Consider the following 20,885-nt stretch of genomic DNA (forward strand, 5'->3'; position numbering starts at 1 on the left):
AACTCAGCAAAAATGCGGGGAAAACGGGACCAGGAACGGCAGGAGAAAATTTACGCGCCCGGAAAAACGCAGGGAGGAAAACAGAGACAATGAGAGATTTGGACTACCTGAAGCTGCTTGCAAAAGAGTATCCGACAGTGAAAGCGGCATCCAGTGAGATCATCAACCTGATGGCGATCCGCGGACTTCCGAAGGGAACCGAGTATTTCTTCAGCGATCTGCACGGCGAATATGAAGCGTTCATTCATCTGCTCCGCAGCGCATCCGGTATCATCCGTGAAAAAATATCGGAGACCTTCGGCTACGTGATCTCAGACGAGGAGGAGATCGCTTTAGCGAATCTGATCTACTATCCGGAACGGAACATCCGCCGGATCCAGAAAGAGGGGAAATTTACAGAAGACTGGCAGAGAATTACGATCTACCGCCTGGTACGCATCTGTAAGGAAGTATCCTCAAAATTTACAAGATCGAAAGTGCGAAAAAAAATGCCCCCGGCATTCGCGTATATCATCGACGAGCTCCTTCATGTGGACTACAACGATGACAACAAGAAAGTTTATTATGATGAAATCATCCACTCCATCATCGACATCGAGATGGGGGACCAGTTCATCAGGGCGCTCTGCAACCTGATCCAGAACCTGACTGTGGACAGTCTGCATATCATCGGCGATATCTTCGACCGTGGACCGCGCGCGGACATTATCATGGACGAGCTCATGCACTTCCACGATGTAGATATCCAGTGGGGCAACCACGATATCTCCTGGATGGGCGCAGCCACAGGTAATCTGGCCTGCATCTGTAATGTGCTCCGGATTGCGATCCGCTACAACGGATTTGACGTTCTTGAGGACGGTTACGGAATCAATCTCCGCCCGCTGTCCATGTTTGCGGCGAAGGTCTACCGGGATGACCCGTGTGAGCGGTTCCTTCCGAAGATCCTGGATGAAAATATCTATGATGCGGTAGACCCGGGACTTGCGGCGAAGATGCACAAGGCGATCACAGTGATCCAGTTTAAGGTGGAAGGTCAGATCACGAAGCGCCACCCGGATTACCAGATCAACGACCGGATCCATCTGGAACATATCAACTTTGAAAAAGGAACCGTAAATATCCACGGAAAAGACTACAAGATGCTGGATATGAACTTCCCGACGATCGACCCGAAGGACCCGTTAAAGCTCACGAAGGAAGAGCAGGAACTGATCAACAGCCTGGCACTTTCCTTCCATCACAGCGAGACGCTTCACCGCCATATCCGCTTTGTGTATTCCCACGGCGCGATGTACAAGCGGTGCAACTCGAACCTTTTATATCACGGCTGTATCCCGATGAAAGAGGATGGAACCTTCGAGGAGCTGAAGCTCAAGGGGATCATCTACTCCGGAAAACGTCTGCTTGACTATATCGAGGATGCGGTGAAGATGGCATACTTCCTGCCGGATGATGATCCGACGAAGGACTGGTACCGTGATTTTATGTGGTATTTATGGTGCGGTCCGAAGTCTCCGGTATACGGAAAAGACAATATGGCGACCTTTGAGAATTACTTTGTCGCTGACAAGGCAGCCGCGAAAGAAAACATGAACCCGTATTATAAATTGTGCGAAAAAGAGGAATTCTGTAATAAGATCCTCAAGGAATTCGGACTCCCGATCGAAGGCTCCCACATTATCAACGGCCATGTCCCGGTAAAATTAAAGGACGGCGAGAGTCCGATCAAGGGAAATGGAAAGCTCTTCGTCATTGACGGCGGACTTTCGAAGTCTTACCAGCCTAAGACGGGAATTGCGGGCTACACCCTGATCTTCAATTCCCACCACCTTGCCCTGGCGGAGCACAAGCCTTTTGACCGGAACCATGAAAACACGCCGAAAGTCATGATTGTAGAGAAGATGAAAAAGCGTGTGATGGTTGCGGACACGGATACAGGAAAAGAGCTTGCGGCGAAGATCGCGGACCTCAAGGAGCTCGTGGCAGTGTACCGCGGCGGCATCATTAAAGAAAAACTGGAGTAAAATTACATGAACAAGGACGAATTTTTAAGACGCCTGGAGGAAGCACTCTCGGGTGAGGTCCCGGCGTCGGTCATCCGCGACAACCTGAATTATTACGCGGATTATCTTTCCCAGGAGTTGGGAAAAGGCCGTACCATGGATGAAATTATTGAGGAGATCGGCGAGCCGAATATCGTGGCCCGAACGATCATCGATTCCGCTGAGGCGGCGGGAGAGACCGGAGACGGTTATGGAAGTTTTGAGGACGCGTCCCCGCGGGGCGATGACAGAAGAAGCACTTACAGCCAGGAAAGTTATCAGAACGGCTCCACGCCGAATATCCATTATTTCAATCTGAATAAGTGGTACTGGAAATTAGCCCTTGTTGTGCTCCTGTTCCTTGTGATCTCTGTTGTGTTCAGCATTATGGGCGGCGTGTTCTATCTTCTGATCCGGTTCTCTGGACCGATCTTAATGTGCCTTATTATTTATTGGCTTGTTAAGAACTTCCGTGGCAGGTAATAAAACAGATATTAAGAAGAAATGAACAGGCGACCGTGAATGCGAGCTGCAGATACAGGCACAGAAAATGGCGGATCAGTTCATGGATTTAAAGACGAAAATGTCCGAAAAACCCTGATTTTACTGAAAAAATCAACAGATTACAGGATGTTACAATTGAAATAAGTTATGTAAACATGTGCGGCGCTCTCTGCGGGGGAACGCCGCATTTTTGCCACATTTTTGGCGGTTTTTGCCTAAATTATTAAGAGTTTATGAATTCCTTCATATGTATTGACAAAAGTGGCTGTGAGAAATATAATTTGTTCGTAACAAGATTTAACATATTTGTAACAAACATTACAAATCATTAAAGTTTAAGATAAGAGGACATCAATGACAAAAAAACTTTTCAGAACTTTAAAAATCACCTGCTTATGTATAGCCTTAACGGCAGCCCTTCCGATCGTTTCCTTCGCGGACGAGACAACGGCAGCTGTAAAAGAGGACAAGATGGTCGTAAGAATCATCCACCTCGATGAAAACGGAAACCTGTTGGAAGAGGACAAGCAGACAGCGACAGAAGAAACAGAGAGTTCTGAAGAGACGACAGATAAAGAAGAAGCAAATGCTGATGAGGCAGACTCCGATGAGGAGGAAGCGGCTGAGGCAGAAGCCGACGAGGCAGAGGCAGAACTTGAGGCAGCTATCGAAGTTGAGAATGATCTCCGTTCCGAAATTGTTACATATGCGCTCCAGTTCGTAGGAAACCGCTACAAATACGGCGGAACAAACCCGAATACTGGTGTTGACTGTTCTGGATTTACCTCCTATGTAATGCGTCACGCAGCAGAAGTGGAACTTCCGCATTCTTCCGGCGGACAGTCTCGTATGGGCCGTCAGGTAAGCAGCTCCGAGATGCGCCCGGGCGATATTATCTGCTACGGATCCGGAAAGAGGATCAACCATGTTGCTCTCTACATCGGAAACGGACAGATCGTACATGCCTCCACAGAGAGAACCGGAATCAAGGTTTCCAGATGGAACTACCGCACACCGGTGAGAATCGTAAATGTACTTGGCGATTAACCTGAAAATTGGATAAAGGATAAAAAGGATTAAAAAAGTGCTCTTTACAGCAGATCGTTAGGATTGCTGCAGAGAGCATTTTTTTACTGCGATACATTCGAAAGAGGTCGTCAGCAGCAGATTTATACTATCTTCTCTGACGGTTCCCAGCATGAAGAATAAGCTTAAACACTCCTGCCTGTTCCAAGGTTTTCGCCACGAGGAAGAAGATCAGGGAGTCCACCGGCCACTGGATCAGGTTCTTGATGGCGCGGGCTGGCAGAATTGCTAAAAATCCCTTTCCGTTTAAGAGCGTCAACCAGTAAGTGCCGAGGACGATGTTGCAGAGAACGATCACCACGAGCTTTGCCGTGAGGATCCGCGGCAGGGAAAGGTTCTTTTTATAGAAGAACAGGCCGTAGATAAACGCCGCAAGCATCGCGTTGAACGTAAAGCCCGGCATAAATCCGCCGTCCGGCTTCAGCATAAACTTGATCACATCCATAGCGCCGCCGAATAATCCGCCGACGACCGGGCCGAACAGATAATCCACCAGCATATTTGGGATCGAACCAAAGCCGATCTTTAAGTTTGGTGTGATCTTAAAGGAGTAGTATCCAAGTACAACGGACAGCGCGCCGAACATGGCGCAGGTAGTGATAGTGGTGACCTTCTTGAATTCACGGGATGATTCAAAAATCCTGGAAAAGAGGTCGCTCGAGCTTTTTTGCATAAAAAATACCTCCTTTGCAGATTCTCGGACCACAACAGGAGATAATAGACGGAGCTATCTTCTGATGCAGCGGGATGCGATATGTGCACCGCGGGAAATTCCCTTCGTCCTGCCAGCAACTCCCTGTCTGGCGGGCACTTGACGCGCACACGTCTACTCTGCATGTTTGTTTGATTTTCAGGGCGGTCAGCGCCCCTGATGCAATTACAGTATCATGAATGGTGCGGAATGTAAAGGGTGAAATAAGGAAAAAACGGAAGAAAGGCGAAAATCAGACGGAACATGTACCCGGAAAACGCAGGCGGGTCGAAACTATACGGCCGAAAAGCTTTTTTGACGAAAGAATGTGGAAAAAATTTACGTAATTTCGGTGTTTTGATATATATACTTTTTGAAAACACTGATTTATAATACAGCAAGTTCGTTTGAAACATGTAGACCATGGGAAACGTATGTCAGAGAGTCAGGAAGATTCAACCGGAACCATGATTTACAGAACATAAAAACTGAGTAAAATGACACAGGAGAGTTACATATGCAGAAAAGTGAGGTAAAGGATCTGACAGTCGGATCGCCAATGAAGCTGATCTTAAGCTTTGCAGTTCCGATGCTGCTGGGATTTCTTTTTCAGCAGTTTTATAACATGGTAGACACGATCATTGTCGGAAAATGCCTGGGGGTATCGTCCCTGGCGGCAGTTGGTTCGACGGGTTCCATCAACTTTATGATCATCGGTTTCTGTACCGGTGCCTGCAGCGGATTTGCGATCCCGGTGGCGCAGAAGTTCGGCGCGGGTGATTATACGGGAATGAGGAAGTTCGTGGCGAACGCCGGATGGCTCTCAGCGGTGTTTGCGGTGGTCATGACGACGATCGTCGGACTGCTCTGCATGAACATTTTACAGTGGATGAACACGCCGGAGGACATTATCCAGGGCGCCTATGATTACATTTTTGTGATCTTCCTTGGAATCCCGGTCACATACCTCTATAACATGCTGGCGGGCATCATCCGAAGTCTGGGCGACAGCAAGACACCGGTCTACTTCCTGCTCCTGTCCTCCCTCATGAACATCGGTCTCGACTTTTTTACGATCCTGGTCCTTGGCATGGGCGTTGGCGGACCGGCTCTGGCGACGGTCATCTCCCAGGGAATCTCCGCGGTACTGTGCCTGATCTACATGATCAGGCATTACCCGATCCTTCATATGAAAAACGGCGAGTGGAAGCCAGACGGAAGAATGCTCGGCACCCTCTGCAGTATGGGAATCCCTATGGGACTCCAGTATTCCATCACGGCCATCGGCAGCGTTGTGCTCCAGACGGCGGTAAACTCCTTAGGTTCCATGGCGGTTGCGGCGGTATCCACAGGAAGCAAGGTCAGCATGTTCTTCTGCTGTCCGTTTGACGCACTGGGCGGAACCATGGCGACCTACGCGGGACAGAACGTGGGAGCGAAGAAGCTGGACCGCGTGAAAGAGGGACTGAAGGCGGCGAGTCTGATCGGAATCATTTACTCCGTGATCGCATTTGTGATCCTGTTCTTCGGTGGAAAGTATATCGCGCTGCTCTTCATGGACGCGGACCAGACGGAGATCATCGGGCGCGTAGCGATGTTCCTTATCGGAAACAGCATGTTCTACATACCGCTTACCTTTGTGAATGTGGTGCGTTTTACGATCCAGGGAATGGGATTCTCCACATTCGCGATCCTCGCGGGTGTCTGCGAGATGGCGGCACGATCTCTCGTGGGCTTCTGCCTCGTTCCGGTATTCGGCTTCCTTCCGGCATGCTTTGCGAGCCCGTTAGCGTGGATCTTCGCGGATGCTTTCCTGATCCCGGCGTTCTTCCACTGTATGAAAAAATTAAAAGTTCTTTTCGGGGAAGCTGCATAATCGTTCGGGAACGGACCATACTAGAGGATGCAGCGGCGGAAAATGTCCGCGGCTTGAAAACCACTCTAGGAGGTACGAAAAAATGGCAAGAAACAGCTATGATATGGACGACAACATGAAGAGCAGCGAGTCTGAGACCTACGATAAGACAAAGAATCAGAGCAGAAACAGCCAGAACCGTTCTGAAAACAGCAGCCAGAATCGCACAAGAAACAGTTCCAGGGACTCTATGGATAATGGCAGAAACTGCAAGAGATAAAAAGATGTGGATGTGAAGACAGCACACATTCGCAGAATATGATGAAAGCGGCGGCAGGAGCAGAACCTGCCGCTGTTTTTATGTAACAGGGAATTCCTGGGAAATCCCTGTTACATAAAAAGGCACTAACACGCCAAAGATGCGCACTCGCGCGAGGATGCAGATTGTCGCAAGCGACCGCGCGAGGTGCGAGAATGTGCCAAGGCACATTTTTTGTGTGTAATAGTGTACATAGAACCTGTCCGGACCGCCCGGCATACCTTACATTAAGGATATGTTTCAGGAGAAGGTATATGTTTCGGACGATTTCGGTGCAGCAGTTGGAGTATCTTCTGGACGGGGAGCGGACATTCACCTTGTTGGATGTGCGGGAGCAGAGGGAATATGAGGCAGGACATCTCCTGGGGGCTGTGAACCTGCCTTATGAGCGGCTGGATGAAGTGGAGGCGGAGATTCCGAAAGACCGCCCTGTGGTCATCTACTGCGCCTACGGGGGCCAGAGCCTGCTTGCGGCGAGGAAGCTTGCAGGGTGCGGGTATGACGCGGTGAATGCACTTGGGGGACTTCATTATTATAGAGGGAAGTATTATGTGAGATGTAAAGAGTAGCACATTCTTGCACCGAACGCGGTTATCAGTGATAAGCTGCATCCGGGAGCCAGGCTTATTGTATAAGCAGTTCGGAAAAAATGCGGAATGTAAGTCTGCTTTGAGGTTCGGCAGGGATTGACAGGGACGCTGCAAACCCTTAAAATTAAATGGAATATGACCATTTGGCGTAAGTCATGGATGGCGCGAAACTATGAAAATACAGTAACTGCTAAGATACCAGGCAGTTACATGACACATCAGAACGGAGAAAATCAGATTGAATACATTTGAATTAATCGTCCCATGCCATTTCGGCCTGGAGGCAGTCATGAAAAAGGAGATCCTGGATCTCGGATATGAGGTCAGCCAGGTGGAGGATGGCCGTGTGACGTTTATCGGCGATGCGGAGGCGATCTGCCGCGCCAATATTTTCCTCAGAACGACAGAGCGCGTGCTCTTAAAAGTCGGCAGCTTCCACGCGGAGACCTTCGAGGATCTGTTCCAGGGAACCCGCGCGATCCCGTGGGAGGAATATCTCCCGAAGGACGCGAAATTCTGGGTCGCAAAGGCGTCCTCCATCAAGAGCAAGCTTTTCAGCCCGTCTGACATCCAGTCCATCATGAAAAAAGCCATGGTGGAGCGGATGAAAAAGGCGTACGGGATCGAGTGGTTCCCGGAAAACGGCGCGAGCTTCCCGCTCCGTGTCTTCCTTCACAAGGACACGGTGACAGTGGCTCTCGACACCACCGGCGAGTCCCTGCATAAGCGCGGCTACCGCACACTGACGAGTAAAGCACCGATCACGGAGACGCTGGCGGCGGCTCTCATCATGCTGACCCCGTGGAAGAGCGACCGGATCCTCGTGGACCCGTTCTGCGGAAGCGGCACCTTCCCCATCGAGGCGGCGATGATCGCGGCAAATATGGCACCGGGAATGAATCGTGAGTTCCTGTCCGAGGACTGGAAGCACCTGATCCCCAGAAAATGCTGGTATGACGCCATGGACGAGGCGAACGATCTCGTGGATCTCTCCGTCCAGACGGATATTCAAGGATATGATATCGACGGTGATATCGTCCGTGCGGCGAGAGCGAACGCGAAGGCAGCAGGAGTCGATGAGCTGATCCATTTCCAGCAGAGATCCGTCAGCGACCTGAGCCACCCGAAAAAGTACGGCTTCCTGATCACGAACCCGCCGTACGGTGAGCGAATTGAAGATAAAAAGAATCTGCCGGAGTTATATAAGACCATCGGCGAGCGCTTCGCGGAGCTGGATTCCTGGTCTGCCTATATCATTACGGCTTACGAAGACACCGAGCGGTATTTCGGCCGTAAGGCGGATAAGAATCGGAAGATCTACAATGGTATGATGAAGACCTACTTCTACCAGTTCTTAGGACCGAAACCACCGAGAAAGCGTGAGGACAGAAGAGAAGAGAGATAACAGAACGGCAGTAGACACACAGAGATGACAAAAATGCCGATTGCAGGCAGAAACGCAGGTAAGCGGATATGAGAAGTCGAAGAAGAAAAGGGCGCAGAAACAGGGACGGTCTGTGGATCTGCGGGATCGCGGTGCTGGCAGCCGGGGCTGTCTTTACAGCGAGGACAGAGATCCTGGATCTGGTAACCACAGAGATCGCCTTTGTGTTGGATCCGAAACAGGAAGGCGGAGAGAAAGAATCTGACCAGGATATTGCGGAGCGTGTGGAAAGCACGGACGGCGGTAAGGAAACGCTGACAGATGGCGGCGTAGATCTGGCAGAAACAGATGAAGCGGGAGCTGATCCTGACCAGAAGAATACAGATGCAGGAACGGAGGCTTCCGGCAGCGGAAATTCGGATCCGGAAGCCATAGAACTCCCCTCATCCTATGACATCCGTGACCATCGGACCGTCTCCGTCTCCGACCAGGGAGATCTTGGCACATGCTGGGCGTTTGCGGCGTTAAAGGCGGTGGAGACCTCCATGCCGGAGTCCATGGCGGTGCCGCTCTCGGCGGACCACATGTCGATCCATAACAGTTTTGGGATCAGCCAGAATTCCGGCGGCGATTACAGTATGGCGATGGCGTACCTTTTAGCCTGGCAGGGACCTGTCTCTGAGGAGGATGATCCCTATGGGGACAGCACTTCGCCGGACGGTCTTGCACCTGTCTGCCATGCCCAGGAGATCCGGATCCTGCCGGAACGGAATTACGACGCGGTAAAACGGGCAGTGTATTTATATGGCGGTGTCCAGACGTCCCTCTACCTCCCGTCAGAAAACCGGGTGAGTGATGAGGATGTCTGCTACAAAGGCAGCGAAGAACCGAACCATGACGCGGTGATCATCGGATGGGATGACAACTATCCGAAAGAAAAATTTGCATCGACCCCGGAATCGGACGGAGCGTTCCTCTGCGTGAACAGCTGGGGAGAGAACTTCGGAGACGGCGGCTTTTTCCATGTGTCCTACGAGGACAGCTGGATCGCGGAGAGCGGAATCTCCTACTGCGGCATCGGACCGGCGGACAATTTCGACAGGAATTACCAGAGCGACCTCTGCGGCTGGACCGGGCAGATGGGATTCGGCGAGCCTGAGGCCTGGATGGCAAACGCGTATACAGCGGAGTCGGACGAGACACTGGAGGCGGTGGGCTTCTACGCTACGGCACCGGACACGGAGTATGAAGTGTATGTGTTTGACGGGGACAGCTTCCGTGAACATGTGGAAAATAATGTGAAATTCCAGACGGACAGTGGAAAAGTCCTGGCATCCGGGACACTGCTGGATACGGGATTTTATACAGTGAACCTGGCAAAGTCCCAGGAACTGGATGCAGGCGAAATGTTCGTTGTGGCGGTAAGGATCCGCACGCCTGGGACGACGCAGCCGGTGGCGGTGGAGTATGCTGGGGGCGGACGGACCGGAAATATTGACATAGGCGACGGCGAGGGGTATATTAGTTTCGACGGCTCTTTGTGGGAACGGACGGAGACATCCAAGAGATGCAACGTGTGCCTGAAGGCCTACAGCCGGAAAATTGGAAAGTGAGAGATACATGGAACATAAAATTGTTTTTGCAACATCAAATGCCGGAAAAATGCGGGAGATCCGCGAGATTTTAAAAGACCCCGGGGCGGAGATCCTGTCCATGAAGGAAGCCGGTGTTGACATTGATATTGTTGAAGATGGAGATACATTCGCGGCAAATGCGTTAATTAAGGCAAAAGCCGTGTGGGAGAAGACAGGCGGGATCGTTCTGGCAGATGACTCCGGTCTTGTGATCGATGCGTTGAACGGGGAGCCGGGCGTTTACTCCGCGCGCTACATGGGAGAGAAGACTTCCTATGAAATTAAAAACTGGAACCTGATCCACCGCCTTGATGGTGTTCCGGAGAAAAAGCGCACGGCGCGTTTCGTCTGCGTGATCGCGGCAGTTCTCCCGGATGGAAGAACCCTGACAGCGGAGGGAACCATGGAGGGTGTGATCGCCCATGAACCGGCTGGCGCAGGCGGATTCGGCTATGACCCGATCCTGATGCTGCCGGAGTACGGAAAGACATCGGCGGAGATCACCATGGATGAGAAGAATGCCATCAGTCACCGCGGAAAAGCGCTTCGGGCGATGAAGAAACGTCTTGCAGAAGAGATCGGAGAATAAAGTATGAAAATTCTGATCGTGAGCGATACCCACAGAAGAGATGGAAATCTCAGGGAAATTATTGAGAAACAGTCCCCGTTCGATATGCTGATCCACCTGGGCGATACCGAGGGCAGCGAGGCATATTTTAAGGAATGGGTAAATAATGATAACTGCGTGATCCGCGTGGTGCGCGGAAATAATGACTTCTTCTCCCAGACAGACAGGGAGAAGGAGATCTCGATCGGAAAATACCGGGCATTTCTGACCCATGGCCATATGTACGGCGTATCTTTCGAGCTGGAGACGATCAAGGAAGAGGCGAGAGCCAGAAAAGCCGATATCGTCATGTTCGGACATACCCACAAGCCGCATCTGGAGTACTGTGAGGACGGGCTTGTTGTATTGAACCCGGGAAGTCTCTCCTATCCGAGACAGGACGGAAGAAAGCCGTCCTACATGCTGATGGAGCTTGATCGGAACGGTGAGGCACATTATACGGTCTGTTATGTGGATCAGGACAGGGATATTCCGTCGGGACTTTACTAGGCGGGACCGGAAATAATTGGCACAAAACAGATAAAATCAGAAAGCAGTTTTCGAAGAATAAGTTCGGAACTGCTTTTTGTATGAAATCAGATAGCTGCCTGCGCAAAAAGTGCGTATGCAGCCAATTGTAGAAGAAATGCCGCCGGAACAGAGATAGTGGAGGATTCAGCCTCGAATAAAGCCTCGAATAAATAAAAAAAGTGGTTGACAATCCAACCTATCTACGGTATAATTTTAAACGCATTTAGTGAACTTTTGTTTTTAAATGCTTTGCGAAATCCCCGGGGTGTGGCTCAGCTTGGCTAGAGCGCCTGGTTTGGGACCAGGAAGTCGCAGGTTCGAATCCTGTCACCCCGATTTTTATCGAAAAAAGATAAAAAACTTGTTGACAAATGAGTGGATATGAGATATAATCTACTGGTCAGCGAAAAAAGAAAAATTTTCCTGCGGGTGTAGTTCAATGGTAGAACACCAGCCTTCCAAGCTGGATACGTGGGTTCGATTCCCATCACCCGCTTTGCTTTTGCGAAAAAGCATAATGAGTCTGTAGCTCAGTTGGATAGAGCAACGGCCTTCTAAGCCGTGGGTCGGGGGTTCGAATCCCTTCAGGCTCATTTGAAATCAAGTGTGATTTCGAATTTTATATTATGGTGGGTATAGCGCAGCTGGTTAGCGCGCCAGATTGTGGCTCTGGAGGCCCAGGGTTCGAATCCCTGTATCCACCCGTATTTCCCTGGGAAGCAGTTCCCGGGGCTTTTTTGTATTTTACGAAAGGTTAGATGTGAAATTTGATCGTGAAGTGAAAGTGGAAACGCAGATCATTAACGGATATTATTTTACAGAGAGATATCCGGGAGATGAGAGTATTGAGGTGACGAAGGAAGACCTGGACGTGTGCGCGGATGCGGTGGAACATTGTCGGGAAAGCATTCTGAAGATGATTCAGGAAATAGAAAATGAACTCAATGAAAATGAAGAAAGCTGAATTTCTATAATAGAAATTCAGCCTTTTTCCGCTGGGCCAGCGGGATTCGAACCCTCGAGTGCAGGAGTCAAAGTCCTGTGCCTTACCGCTTGGCGATGGCCCATTGCCATAACAATAGTATTCTATCATAAGACTGAAAAAAAAACAAGCAGAGGATTGGCGACTTGCCATCTGGTTTGCCATATGCTGATCTGGATGAGAAAGCGCATGGCAGAACTGTAACTATGGTTTGACAGGAAAGGAATATAGCAATGACAGAGGAAAAAACAGCAAAGGTTGTGGAAAACACAGAAAAAAACGGATCAGTCTGTTTAAAATCGAGAGGTGAGCTGGCGAGAGAATTGTTCCGGGAAGGTTACAACTGCTCTCAGGCGGTGACACTGGCGTTTGCGGATGAACTGGAGACGCGCGGAATCAGCAGAGAGATGGCGGCAGGCCTGGCGTCCTCGTTTGGCGGCGGCCTCGGAAGACTTCGGGAGGTATGTGGCTGTGTCAGCGGAATGGCACTGGTCTGTGGGGCTCTGGAAGGCTATACAGACCCGAAAGCGGCGGCGGAGAAGCAGGATCACTATAAAAGGATTCAGAAGCTTGTAACGACGTTTAAAGACGAGAACGGCAGCTATATCTGCAGGGAACTTTTATCGGGGATCAATTCGGATACAACTCCGGTTCCGGAGGCGAGAACGGAGAGCTACTATAAAAAGCGCCCATGTGCAGAGCTTGCAGCCTGTGCAGCGGATATTCTGGAGAGACACTTGGAAGAACTACAGAAATAGAATTGAATTTCCGATCTTGAGAAGAAAAGAACTCATCTCTGAGGTATCATTATGGCAACAAAAAATGACCCGCCGCAAAAGCGACGGGTCATTCTGCCGTTATATTTTACACAATAAGCTTTGTAAGCTGCTATACTCTGAATTAGAGGATTCCAGCCGGAAGAGCAACGCCTACGCCCGGTCCGAACGGAAGTCCGATCATCATCCAGATAACAACTACGATGATCCATGCGATCTGAAGAACGATGGACATCGGGATCATATTGGAGATCAGAGTACCGATCTTGAGATCCGGAACGTACTTTGTCTGAGCAACACTTAAGATCATCCAGATATATGCGGACATCGGTGTCCAGCAGTTGAACGGGGAGTCACCAATTCTGTAAAGTAACTGTGTGAAGCCCGGATGATAACCGAGGAGCATGAACATCGGAACGAAGATCGGAGCGAAAATAGCCCACTTCGCGGAACCGGAGGATACGAAGATGTTGACGAAGGAGCAGAGAAGGATGAAAGCTACACAGAGCGGAATGCCTGTGAAGCCAGCAGCCTCGAGTCCGTCAGCACCTGCGATCGCAAGGAGTGTACCAAGCTTTGTCCAGTTGAATAAGCCCTGGAACTGTCCACAGAAGAAGCAGAACAGAACGTAGGAACCCATACCGGCCATCTGCTTTGACATTGCCTTGTTGACATCAACAGCGTTCTTGAATGTACCTGCAGTGAAGCCGTATGCAAGACCGCAGAGACAGAACAGAACGAACAGGATCGGGATCAGGCCCTTTAAGAGCGGGGATCCGATAAATGCACCGTTCTCGCCGGAAAGAAGACCGGTGAAGAATCCGATTGCAATGATGATGATGTAGATGATTGCGGTAAGACCTGCAGCATTAAGACCTTTCTTCTGCTGCGGAGTAACTTCTTCAAGTTTTGCTTCTCCGGCACCCTCGTATTTTCCGAAACGCGGCTCGATCATATGTACGGAACAGAATCCGATAACTGCTGCGCAGAGGATTGTGGAGAAGATCATGAAGAACCAGTTACAGGTCGGGTCAACCTGGAATGTTGTATCCGGGATGAATGCCTTGATCGCATCGTTTGTAAGACCCTGTAACAGAGTATCAGTACCGGCAACCATCAGGTTTGCTGTGAAACCGGCCTGAGCACCTGCGTAACCAACCATCATACCAACTACCGGGTGCTTGCCTACGCCCATGTAAACGATGGCAGCCATCGGCGGGATAACGACCATAGCTGTATCGGAAGCGATGTTTCCGACTGTACCGACGAATGCGATTACATACGGGATCATAGCTGCCGGAACATTCTTTAAGGAACTATTCAGCATGGAGATCAGCATTCCGGACTCCTCACAGAGACCGATACCGAGTGTCATTGTGATAACCAGACCTAACGGAGCGAAACCGGTAAAGTTCTTTACCATGTTGCCTAAGATCCAGTCAACGCCGTCTTTGGAGAACAGGTTCGCAGATGTTACGACCTCTCCGGAAGCCGGGTTTGTAAGGGCAACGCCCATTACACTGAAGATGCAGCCGATGATGGCTGTGATAAGGAAAAGCCAGCAGAACAGAATCGCTGGCGGCGGCAATTTGTTACAAACTTTTTCGATACCATCAATCAGTTTGTCCACGCCGGTTTTCTTAGCGGTAGTGTTTTCACTCATTTGAAAAACCTCCTGTAAACTTAATTTACGGGATCTAAACCCCCGAGATCCCGCTTGCATGGATATTATACTATAAATGGTTCGAAAAAGCTATATGTTTTTTATAAAGTGTTTATAATTTTTATTTTTAGATTAGAAAACTGAAAAAAAAGCCGGAGATTTCGCCAAATGGAATGATAAATATTTGGTAAAAATGCACAAATCAGGAAATGGCGATTATGAGAAGATTATTGCGTTTATAGTGGTTTCATGTTAAGATAAAGTATCGTGCATGAAACGTGATGACAGATAATAAAGGAATCCTGCCTGACGGATTCAAAAAAGACTGTCAGTGGCAGCAAGTGCCAATGTGCGGTTAATTGAATACCTGGGAGGATATAATATGTTTGGTGGAAACTTTCAGACATGGAAACTTCATTCGGCGCAGGACTATTTTATGTTCTTTGCCTACATACTGGCCGGTGTGCTGGTGTTCTGGCTGATCGCGAAACACATGAACAAACAGCGGAACCACGAGAAGGCAGTGGAAAAGGTTTCCGGACGGCTGAAGAAGATCTGCGGAAAGCCCGGTGAGGTTTTAAAGAACACGACTTTAAATCTGCCGGAAGGAAAAATGACGTTTGATGTGGTCCTTATGGATAAGAGAGGCGTTTACCTTGTAAGAACTTACGGCTGGGGAATTAAGATATACGGAACTCCGGACGGAGCAATGTGGCGGAGAGAGGACGCAAAGAGAAAAGAGGAGTTTGAAAATCCGCTTCTGGAGCTGAAAAAAGGCGCGGCGGAGATCACAAAGGTGATGGAAGAAAACGGAGTTCAGAGCCTGAAGGTGATGCCGATGGTCGTATTCGCGGACAACTTCCAGACTCCGGAGCTGTATCTCGGATATGGTTCTTTCTCCACAACGTATCAGGAATTAAAGAGCTGGTATAAAAAACAGTCGGGTGTAAAAGAAGTCCAGTACGATTACGATAAGGTTTCTTCTATTATAAAAGAACTTGCAAAATAGGAAAACGGAAGATGAATAAAACGGGCAGTTCCGGAATGGAGCTGCCCGTTTTTTGACAAATCTGTTATGTACTGCCGAAAGTTTTAAAGGATACCAACCGGAAGAGTGGAACCAACACCCGGTCCGATCGGAAGACCGATGAGATACCAGATGATGAAGAAGATCACCCAGATCACTTCAAGGATAACAGCGATCGGAAGAAGGTTGGAAATAAGAGTACCGATCTTTATATCCTTCATGTACTTTGTCTGTGCGGTTGCAAGAATCATCCAGATATACGCAGACATCGGAGTAACTGCGTTTGTCGGGGAATCGCCAAGTCTGTAAAGTAACTGTGTAAAGCCCGGATGGTAGCCAAGGAGCATGAACATCGGAACGAAGATCGGTGCGAAGATCGCCCATTTTGCGGAACCGGAGGACATGAAAATGTTTACACAGGTTACAACGAAGATAAAGCAGATGAATAACGGGATACCTGTGAAGCCTGCGGACTGAATAAGATCAGCACCGCCGATCGCAAGGAGTGTACCAAGCTTTGTCCAGTTGAATAAGCCCTGGAACTGTCCGCAGAAGAAACAGAAGGAAACGTAGGAGCCCATTGCTGCCATCTGCTTGTTCATTGCTTTACTGATGTCGCCGGATTTTTTGAATTTACCGGAAGCGAAGCCATATGCGATCGCACAAACGGAGAAGAATACAAACAGGATCGGGATCAGACCCTTTAAGAGCGGAGATCCAACGAAGGCACCGTTCTCAGCGGCTAACGGACCGGTAAAGAAGCCGATTACGAGGAGAATGATATACACGATGGCTGTGATTGCAGCGGCACGGAGTCCTTTGCTTTCTTCGCTTGTCAGCTTTTCAATCTTTTCATCAGTATTGCCTTCGTATTTTCCGAAACGCGGCTCTACAACCTTTGTACAAACAAAACCGATCACGATCGAACAGAGGAATGTAGAAGCAATCATGAAGAACCAGTTACAGGTAACATCTACCTGGAAAGTTGTATCCGGTAAAAAGCCCTTGATTGCATCGTTTGTAAGCCCCTGAAGCAGGGAGTCGGTACCGGCAACCATCAAGTTTGCAGTAAAGCCGGCGTTCGCGCCTGCGTATCCACAGATCATACCAACGACCGGATGTTTTCCTGCACCGATATAGAGGAGCGCAGCAAGCGGAGGAACGATGATGTTTGCGGTATCGGAAGCAATATTTCCAATCGTACCGACGAATGCGATGAGGTACGGAATAAGAGCCGGAGGAACATCGCTCAGACATCCCTTTAAGAGGGACATTATCAGTCCGGACTCCTCACAGAGACCGATACCGAGTGTCATGGTGATTACCAGACCAAGCGGTGCGAAACCAGTAAAGTTCTTTACCATATTATTAAGGAACCAGTCAAGTCCGTCTGCCGAGAAGAAGTTCTGGGAAACAACGGCCTCTCCGGATGCCGGGTTGATCAGGCTTACACCGGCTACGGTTGCGATCGTACCGATGATCGCTGTGAAAAGGAAGAGCCAGCAGAACAGGATTACCGGATCGGGAAGTTTGTTACATACGTTTTCGACTACGGTCAATGCCTTGTCGAGCCAGGTCTGCTTTGTTGCAGTATTGGTGTTTTCGCTCATACAGAAACCTCCTGTGATAGTAAAAGTACGAAATAACTGAAAAAACAGGAAGATTTCCAGCAATTTCGCCGATGAAGTAAAAAGTTAATTCTTTGCTAAGAATGAAAAATATTAACTTTTTATAAAACGATTATATATCTTTTGTAAATAACTGTCCACACCTTTTTTTATTTAGTCAAATGTTTTTACAGCTCATATTATTAATGCAATTCAAATAAATTAGAAAATTCAGACAAAAACAAAATGGATCCAGAGAGATCCGGTCAGGAAACCGGATAAAGCTGAGGTATTTTCTTGCGGAGATGGCAGATCCATGTTAAGATGATTGAGTAAGATTTGCGATGCAGGGCCCGGAAAAGAGGTCTTTGCAGCAGGAAAAACAGGAGGGGTTAGCAGATGATTAACGAAAAGAGACTGCTCGACACATTCATTGGCTACGCGATGATCGACAGCGAGACAAAGAATGAGAAAGCGATGGGGGAAAAGTTAGTTGAGGATCTGAAGGCACTCGGTCTGGAAGTAAAGACCGATAAGGCCGGAGAGGGGTTCGGATCCAACGGATTTAACGTATGCGCATATCTTCCGGGAACGATTCCGGGTGAGCCGACTATTATGTGTGCGCACATGGATACCGTGACTCCGGGTAACGGGATCAAACCGTTGATCGATGACGGAATTATCCATACAGACGGATCTACGATCCTTTCCGGTGATGACAAGTCCGGAATCGCGGCGATCATGGAGGCTGTCAAGGTGATCAAAGAGCAGAATCTTCCGTGCCGCAACACAGAGATCTTATTCACCATCGGTGAAGAGGGCGGAATGAACGGCGTTAAAAATATGGATCTGTCCATGATCAAAGGCAAAGAGGCAATGGTATTCGATGCCAGCGGTGATGTTGGAAAGATCTTAACCTGCGGACCTGGCCAGATCAAGATCTTCGCGACGATCATCGGACGTTCCTCCCATGCAGGACTTGCTCCGGAAGAGGGAATCAGTGCGATCCAGGTAGCGGCAAAGGGAATCGCAAAGATGAACCTGCTCCGCATTGATGAGGAGACGACCTGCAATATCGGTACCTTAAAGGCTGAGTACGCAACCAATATCGTTCCGGAAAAGGCTGAGTTCGTGGCAGAGGTGAGAAGCCGCAACCTCGATAAATTAAACGCGCAGGCTGCCCATATGCAGAAATGTTTACAGGATGCCTGTGACGAGATGGGCGCAAAGCTTGAGATCGAGTTAAAGACAAACTATGTAAGCTTTAATGTTGCGAACGACGATCCGATGGTACAGAGAGTGTTCGAGTCCTGCAAGCGCATCGGCTGCGAACCGATGACTGCAAAGGGCGGCGGCGGAAGCGACGCGAACGTAATGGCCCTTCACGGAATCAAGCCGATCGTTCTCTCTACCGGTATGACGAAGGTACATACTACGGGCGAGACGCTGAAGATCGAGAACCTCAATAAGTGCGCGGAGCTTGTTCTGGATCTGATGACACACTAATGAATAATAGAATAAGATTTGCGGAATATATAAAAAGAAGGCAAATAGATTACAGGGCAGCCGATAAAAGGGCTGCCCTGTTTTTAGGTTTAACAGGAGATTACGATGGAACGACCAGATAAAAAAGGCACTAACGTGCCCTAAGATGCGCATTCGCGTGAAGATGCAGATTGTAGCAAATACCTGTGCTGGGTGAGAGGACACGTCGATTGATTTTCAGACATGAAAAAACTCCGGTTCTGGCATACCGGAGTTTTTTCACACAAATACTAAAAAAGGGGGATGTATGAGTATCGAATATATGTCAATTCCGGATCCTTGTGGATCCGAGAATTATGTTTAGTCGAGTCCGGCATAAATGTGCGCGCATTTCATTTACCTGCCGGCCCCATTTTTATATATACCTGATCAGGCGCTACACGCCTCGTCTTTCGTTTTTATAAAACGCCTCGTGATGTTTTTGCTGATTGGTATCTTTTATGATACAAAGTATACAGGAAGAATGTGACGGAAGTATGGAGAAACTCTAAAAGGAAAATAAAATAAGTGGAGATTTTCTAACGAAAAAATAACCATTTCTTTAGAATTTGTTTATTGTCATGAAAAAAGAGCCGTGGTATAGTTCTGATGCAGTATAACAGATGGCTGTACGCCGGAAAATGCCCTGAGTACCCGGGGAGATGTCTGCGGGGCAGATACCGGAAAAGCAGAAGACTCCTGGAGTACATATACAAGAAGATTCCGGGATCACATATAAGATCAGAGGAGGAACTTTTAATCATGAAGAAACACGTTTTACTGGCGGCGGCGCTCTGCATGACAGCAGTGATGGCGACCGCATGCGGATCAAAACATACACAGACACAGGAAAACGCAGCAGAGACAACGACAGAAGCTGCCGATGCGGAAACGAAAGCGGCGGACACGACAAAACCGGATCTTTCCAATGTGGATCCGAAGATGGCGGAAGGTCCGGGAGCGTTCGAGACAGATGAGAGCTCTGAAGGTGTACAGGTGGAGGAGATCTCCGGTGAGGAGCTGGCGAAGCTCCAGAGTGAGGTGGCTGCAAAGCTTGAAAAAACGGATTACAAGTCTTACGCAAAGGAGCTTGTCGAGATCGTGAAGAGTAAGGATATGGAAGGCCTTGCGGACCATATTGATTTTCCGGCGTTTATCTCCTGTGTGAAGACAAACGGCGGAATGGTGGATACAAAGGAAGATTTCATGAAGCTGGACCCGGCGGAGATCTTCTCCGATGAGATGGAGGCAGCGATCGAAAAGGTGGATGTCGAGACCCTCGAGCCGGTTATGGCGGGAATCGTTCTGGGCGATGGTGCCCCGAATATCATCCTCGGCATTACTGCGGACGGAGAACTTGCGGTCACAGGAATGAATTACTGAAAATCACGGGCGGGTCGGTGAAGCCATCACATAAGAAAATAAAGTCTGAAGAAAAAATGAAGGGACATGGAAGTAACTGTGTCTCTTTTTTCTATATATAAATATAGAAGAAATATGAATCAGATCTGGATTTACCCGGAAAATCATTCGGCGATTTTTGGACAATCATCCAACTGTGTCCAAATATAGCAAATTATTGACAAAAGAATTCATGAAATATCTGTAAAGTCGATGCGTAGAAATGGACAAATCCGCAAATATTTAGTATAATGGCGGTATGCGTTACGCGGTAAGTGAGGTGGGAGAAAATGCGTCAGAAAAAAAACGGACTTGAAAACCTGGTGCTGATCACCCAGCTCGGACTCAATGTTGTGACACCGGTCCTTATCTGTGTGCTTCTCGGAAGCTGGATCGATAAAAAGACCGGACTTCATACCGTTCTGATCTTTCTGATCCTGGGTGTTCTCTCGGGCGGCCTGAGTGCATATAAGATGGCGAAGCATATCGTAGACAGAGAGAAAGAAGACGCAGACAGGGAAAAGAAAGAGCAGGTAAAGCAGTGGGAGAGCCGTTTCGGAACCGGAGACGGGACCGATAAGCCGAGAAGATGGCGGTGAACGCCCGGATCGATCAAAGACCCGGCGGCGATGAAGGGCTGGACGGACCGAAAGCCGGGA

Annotated in this window: 19 protein-coding genes, 5 tRNA genes and 1 riboswitch; of the genes, 20 read left to right on the forward strand and 4 right to left on the reverse strand. The window is 48.9% G+C overall.

From position 1 onward, the window contains the following. The first annotated feature begins 89 nt into the window (after positions 1-89). From DWY93_RS00535 to DWY93_RS00545, 3 genes are all read left to right on the forward strand, one after another. Positions 90-2,027 (forward strand): fructose-1,6-bisphosphatase, encoded by a 1,938-nt coding sequence (locus DWY93_RS00535; protein WP_117469037.1) that lies wholly within the window; start codon positions 90-92, stop codon positions 2,025-2,027. Positions 2,028-2,033: 6 nt separating this feature from the next. Beyond that, complete coding sequence (locus DWY93_RS00540) at positions 2,034-2,528, forward strand: DUF1700 domain-containing protein (protein ID WP_117471620.1); 495 nt, start codon at positions 2,034-2,036, stop codon at positions 2,526-2,528. Between the two features lie 375 nt (positions 2,529-2,903). Further along, entirely contained in the window at positions 2,904-3,596 is a 693-nt protein-coding gene (locus tag DWY93_RS00545; RefSeq protein WP_117469039.1) for a C40 family peptidase, read from the forward strand. 127 nt (positions 3,597-3,723) lie between these two features. Here DWY93_RS00545 and DWY93_RS00550 read toward each other — a convergent pair whose 3' ends face one another. Next, complete coding sequence (locus DWY93_RS00550; protein WP_117469040.1) at positions 3,724-4,308, reverse strand: folate family ECF transporter S component; 585 nt, start codon at positions 4,306-4,308, stop codon at positions 3,724-3,726. A gap of 65 nt (positions 4,309-4,373) precedes the next feature. Beyond that, a riboswitch (THF riboswitch) is annotated at positions 4,374-4,471 on the reverse strand. 372 nt (positions 4,472-4,843) lie between these two features. Between DWY93_RS00550 and DWY93_RS00555 the strand changes: the two genes are divergently transcribed. The 12 genes from DWY93_RS00555 to DWY93_RS00605 all read left to right on the forward strand — a co-directional run bounded on the left by DWY93_RS00555 (position 4,844) and on the right by DWY93_RS00605 (position 12,210). Further along, positions 4,844-6,202 (forward strand): MATE family efflux transporter, encoded by a 1,359-nt coding sequence (locus DWY93_RS00555; RefSeq protein ID WP_015553039.1) that lies wholly within the window; start codon positions 4,844-4,846, stop codon positions 6,200-6,202. An 82-nt stretch (positions 6,203-6,284) separates the two neighbouring features. Then, positions 6,285-6,461 (forward strand): hypothetical protein, encoded by a 177-nt coding sequence (locus DWY93_RS17010; protein WP_015553040.1) that lies wholly within the window; start codon positions 6,285-6,287, stop codon positions 6,459-6,461. A 293-nt stretch (positions 6,462-6,754) separates the two neighbouring features. Further along, positions 6,755-7,069 (forward strand): rhodanese-like domain-containing protein, encoded by a 315-nt coding sequence (locus DWY93_RS00560; protein WP_015553041.1) that lies wholly within the window; start codon positions 6,755-6,757, stop codon positions 7,067-7,069. Between the two features lie 259 nt (positions 7,070-7,328). Further along, positions 7,329-8,495, forward strand: a complete 1,167-nt coding sequence (locus tag DWY93_RS00565) for a class I SAM-dependent RNA methyltransferase (protein WP_117469041.1) — start codon at positions 7,329-7,331, stop codon at positions 8,493-8,495. A 68-nt stretch (positions 8,496-8,563) separates the two neighbouring features. Further along, the gene (locus tag DWY93_RS00570) at positions 8,564-10,087 is read left to right on the forward strand and encodes a lectin like domain-containing protein (protein ID WP_117469042.1); all 1,524 of its coding nucleotides are present in this window, start codon (positions 8,564-8,566) and stop codon (positions 10,085-10,087) included. Positions 10,088-10,094: 7 nt separating this feature from the next. Then, a complete protein-coding gene (locus tag DWY93_RS00575) occupies positions 10,095-10,697 on the forward strand; it encodes an XTP/dITP diphosphatase (RefSeq protein ID WP_117469043.1) in 603 nt (200 codons plus the stop codon). Positions 10,698-10,700: 3 nt separating this feature from the next. Beyond that, a complete protein-coding gene (locus tag DWY93_RS00580) occupies positions 10,701-11,225 on the forward strand; it encodes a metallophosphoesterase (RefSeq protein WP_015553044.1) in 525 nt (174 codons plus the stop codon). A gap of 282 nt (positions 11,226-11,507) precedes the next feature. Next, positions 11,508-11,582: transfer RNA gene (locus DWY93_RS00585), tRNA-Pro, on the forward strand. A gap of 89 nt (positions 11,583-11,671) precedes the next feature. Beyond that, positions 11,672-11,742 (forward strand) — tRNA-Gly (locus DWY93_RS00590). 23 nt (positions 11,743-11,765) lie between these two features. Next, positions 11,766-11,839: transfer RNA gene (locus DWY93_RS00595), tRNA-Arg, on the forward strand. A gap of 36 nt (positions 11,840-11,875) precedes the next feature. Next, positions 11,876-11,949 (forward strand) — tRNA-His (locus DWY93_RS00600). A 57-nt stretch (positions 11,950-12,006) separates the two neighbouring features. After that, entirely contained in the window at positions 12,007-12,210 is a 204-nt protein-coding gene (locus DWY93_RS00605; protein ID WP_117469044.1) for a hypothetical protein, read from the forward strand. 31 nt (positions 12,211-12,241) lie between these two features. Here DWY93_RS00605 and DWY93_RS00610 read toward each other — a convergent pair. Continuing rightward, positions 12,242-12,313, reverse strand: a tRNA-Gln gene (locus DWY93_RS00610). 148 nt (positions 12,314-12,461) lie between these two features. Here DWY93_RS00610 and DWY93_RS00615 point away from each other — a divergent pair. Beyond that, positions 12,462-12,986 carry a C-GCAxxG-C-C family protein gene (locus tag DWY93_RS00615; protein ID WP_015553045.1) on the forward strand — a complete coding sequence of 175 codons (525 nt, stop codon included), beginning with the start codon at positions 12,462-12,464 and terminating at the stop codon, positions 12,984-12,986. Positions 12,987-13,128: 142 nt separating this feature from the next. Here the strand turns inward: DWY93_RS00615 and DWY93_RS00620 are convergent, their stop codons facing one another. Beyond that, entirely contained in the window at positions 13,129-14,667 is a 1,539-nt protein-coding gene (locus DWY93_RS00620; RefSeq protein ID WP_117469045.1) for an AbgT family transporter, read from the reverse strand. Between the two features lie 382 nt (positions 14,668-15,049). On the opposite strand from DWY93_RS00620, the gene DWY93_RS00625 reads away from it, so the two are divergent. Then, positions 15,050-15,676, forward strand: coding sequence for a nuclease-related domain-containing protein (locus DWY93_RS00625; protein ID WP_117469046.1), 627 nt, complete (start codon positions 15,050-15,052; stop codon positions 15,674-15,676). 83 nt (positions 15,677-15,759) lie between these two features. Here the strand turns inward: DWY93_RS00625 and DWY93_RS00630 are convergent, their stop codons facing one another. Continuing rightward, positions 15,760-17,304, reverse strand: coding sequence for an AbgT family transporter (locus DWY93_RS00630; protein WP_117469047.1), 1,545 nt, complete (start codon positions 17,302-17,304; stop codon positions 15,760-15,762). A gap of 396 nt (positions 17,305-17,700) precedes the next feature. On the opposite strand from DWY93_RS00630, the gene DWY93_RS00635 reads away from it, so the two are divergent. The 3 genes from DWY93_RS00635 (at position 17,701) to DWY93_RS00645 (ending at position 20,825) form a co-directional block, all read left to right on the forward strand. Next, positions 17,701-18,807 carry a M20/M25/M40 family metallo-hydrolase gene (locus DWY93_RS00635; protein ID WP_021904586.1) on the forward strand — a complete coding sequence of 369 codons (1,107 nt, stop codon included), beginning with the start codon at positions 17,701-17,703 and terminating at the stop codon, positions 18,805-18,807. Positions 18,808-19,587: 780 nt separating this feature from the next. Then, positions 19,588-20,208, forward strand: coding sequence for a hypothetical protein (locus tag DWY93_RS00640; protein WP_147324177.1), 621 nt, complete (start codon positions 19,588-19,590; stop codon positions 20,206-20,208). Between the two features lie 308 nt (positions 20,209-20,516). Then, positions 20,517-20,825, forward strand: a complete 309-nt coding sequence (locus tag DWY93_RS00645) for an AtpZ/AtpI family protein (RefSeq protein ID WP_117469049.1) — start codon at positions 20,517-20,519, stop codon at positions 20,823-20,825. The last annotated feature ends 60 nt before the right edge of the window (positions 20,826-20,885 follow it).

Origin of the sequence: Clostridium sp. AF28-12 (genome assembly GCF_003435225.1) — a bacterium.
Taxonomy (GTDB): domain Bacteria; phylum Bacillota; class Clostridia; order Lachnospirales; family Lachnospiraceae; genus Pilosibacter; species Pilosibacter fragilis.

What these genes read in the sequence shown, in the direction of transcription:
- DWY93_RS00570 (WP_117469042.1), top strand. Translation starts at nt 8,564, where the DNA reads ATGAGAAGTCGAAGAAGAAAAGGGCGCAGAAACAGGGACGGTCTGTGG.
- DWY93_RS00615 (WP_015553045.1), top strand. Translation starts at nt 12,462, where the DNA reads ATGACAGAGGAAAAAACAGCAAAGGTTGTGGAAAACACAGAAAAAAAC.
- DWY93_RS00555 (WP_015553039.1), top strand. Translation starts at nt 4,844, where the DNA reads ATGCAGAAAAGTGAGGTAAAGGATCTGACAGTCGGATCGCCAATGAAG.
- DWY93_RS00540 (WP_117471620.1), top strand. Translation starts at nt 2,034, where the DNA reads ATGAACAAGGACGAATTTTTAAGACGCCTGGAGGAAGCACTCTCGGGT.
- DWY93_RS00645 (WP_117469049.1), top strand. Translation starts at nt 20,517, where the DNA reads ATGCGTCAGAAAAAAAACGGACTTGAAAACCTGGTGCTGATCACCCAG.
- DWY93_RS00635 (WP_021904586.1), top strand. Translation starts at nt 17,701, where the DNA reads ATGATTAACGAAAAGAGACTGCTCGACACATTCATTGGCTACGCGATG.
- DWY93_RS00575 (WP_117469043.1), top strand. Translation starts at nt 10,095, where the DNA reads ATGGAACATAAAATTGTTTTTGCAACATCAAATGCCGGAAAAATGCGG.
- DWY93_RS00625 (WP_117469046.1), top strand. Translation starts at nt 15,050, where the DNA reads ATGTTTGGTGGAAACTTTCAGACATGGAAACTTCATTCGGCGCAGGAC.
- DWY93_RS17010 (WP_015553040.1), top strand. Translation starts at nt 6,285, where the DNA reads ATGGCAAGAAACAGCTATGATATGGACGACAACATGAAGAGCAGCGAG.
- DWY93_RS00580 (WP_015553044.1), top strand. Translation starts at nt 10,701, where the DNA reads ATGAAAATTCTGATCGTGAGCGATACCCACAGAAGAGATGGAAATCTC.
- DWY93_RS00560 (WP_015553041.1), top strand. Translation starts at nt 6,755, where the DNA reads ATGTTTCGGACGATTTCGGTGCAGCAGTTGGAGTATCTTCTGGACGGG.
- DWY93_RS00550 (WP_117469040.1), bottom strand. Translation starts at nt 4,308, where the DNA reads ATGCAAAAAAGCTCGAGCGACCTCTTTTCCAGGATTTTTGAATCATCC.
- DWY93_RS00535 (WP_117469037.1), top strand. Translation starts at nt 90, where the DNA reads ATGAGAGATTTGGACTACCTGAAGCTGCTTGCAAAAGAGTATCCGACA.
- DWY93_RS00640 (WP_147324177.1), top strand. Translation starts at nt 19,588, where the DNA reads ATGAAGAAACACGTTTTACTGGCGGCGGCGCTCTGCATGACAGCAGTG.
- DWY93_RS00545 (WP_117469039.1), top strand. Translation starts at nt 2,904, where the DNA reads ATGACAAAAAAACTTTTCAGAACTTTAAAAATCACCTGCTTATGTATA.
- DWY93_RS00620 (WP_117469045.1), bottom strand. Translation starts at nt 14,667, where the DNA reads ATGAGTGAAAACACTACCGCTAAGAAAACCGGCGTGGACAAACTGATT.
- DWY93_RS00630 (WP_117469047.1), bottom strand. Translation starts at nt 17,304, where the DNA reads ATGAGCGAAAACACCAATACTGCAACAAAGCAGACCTGGCTCGACAAG.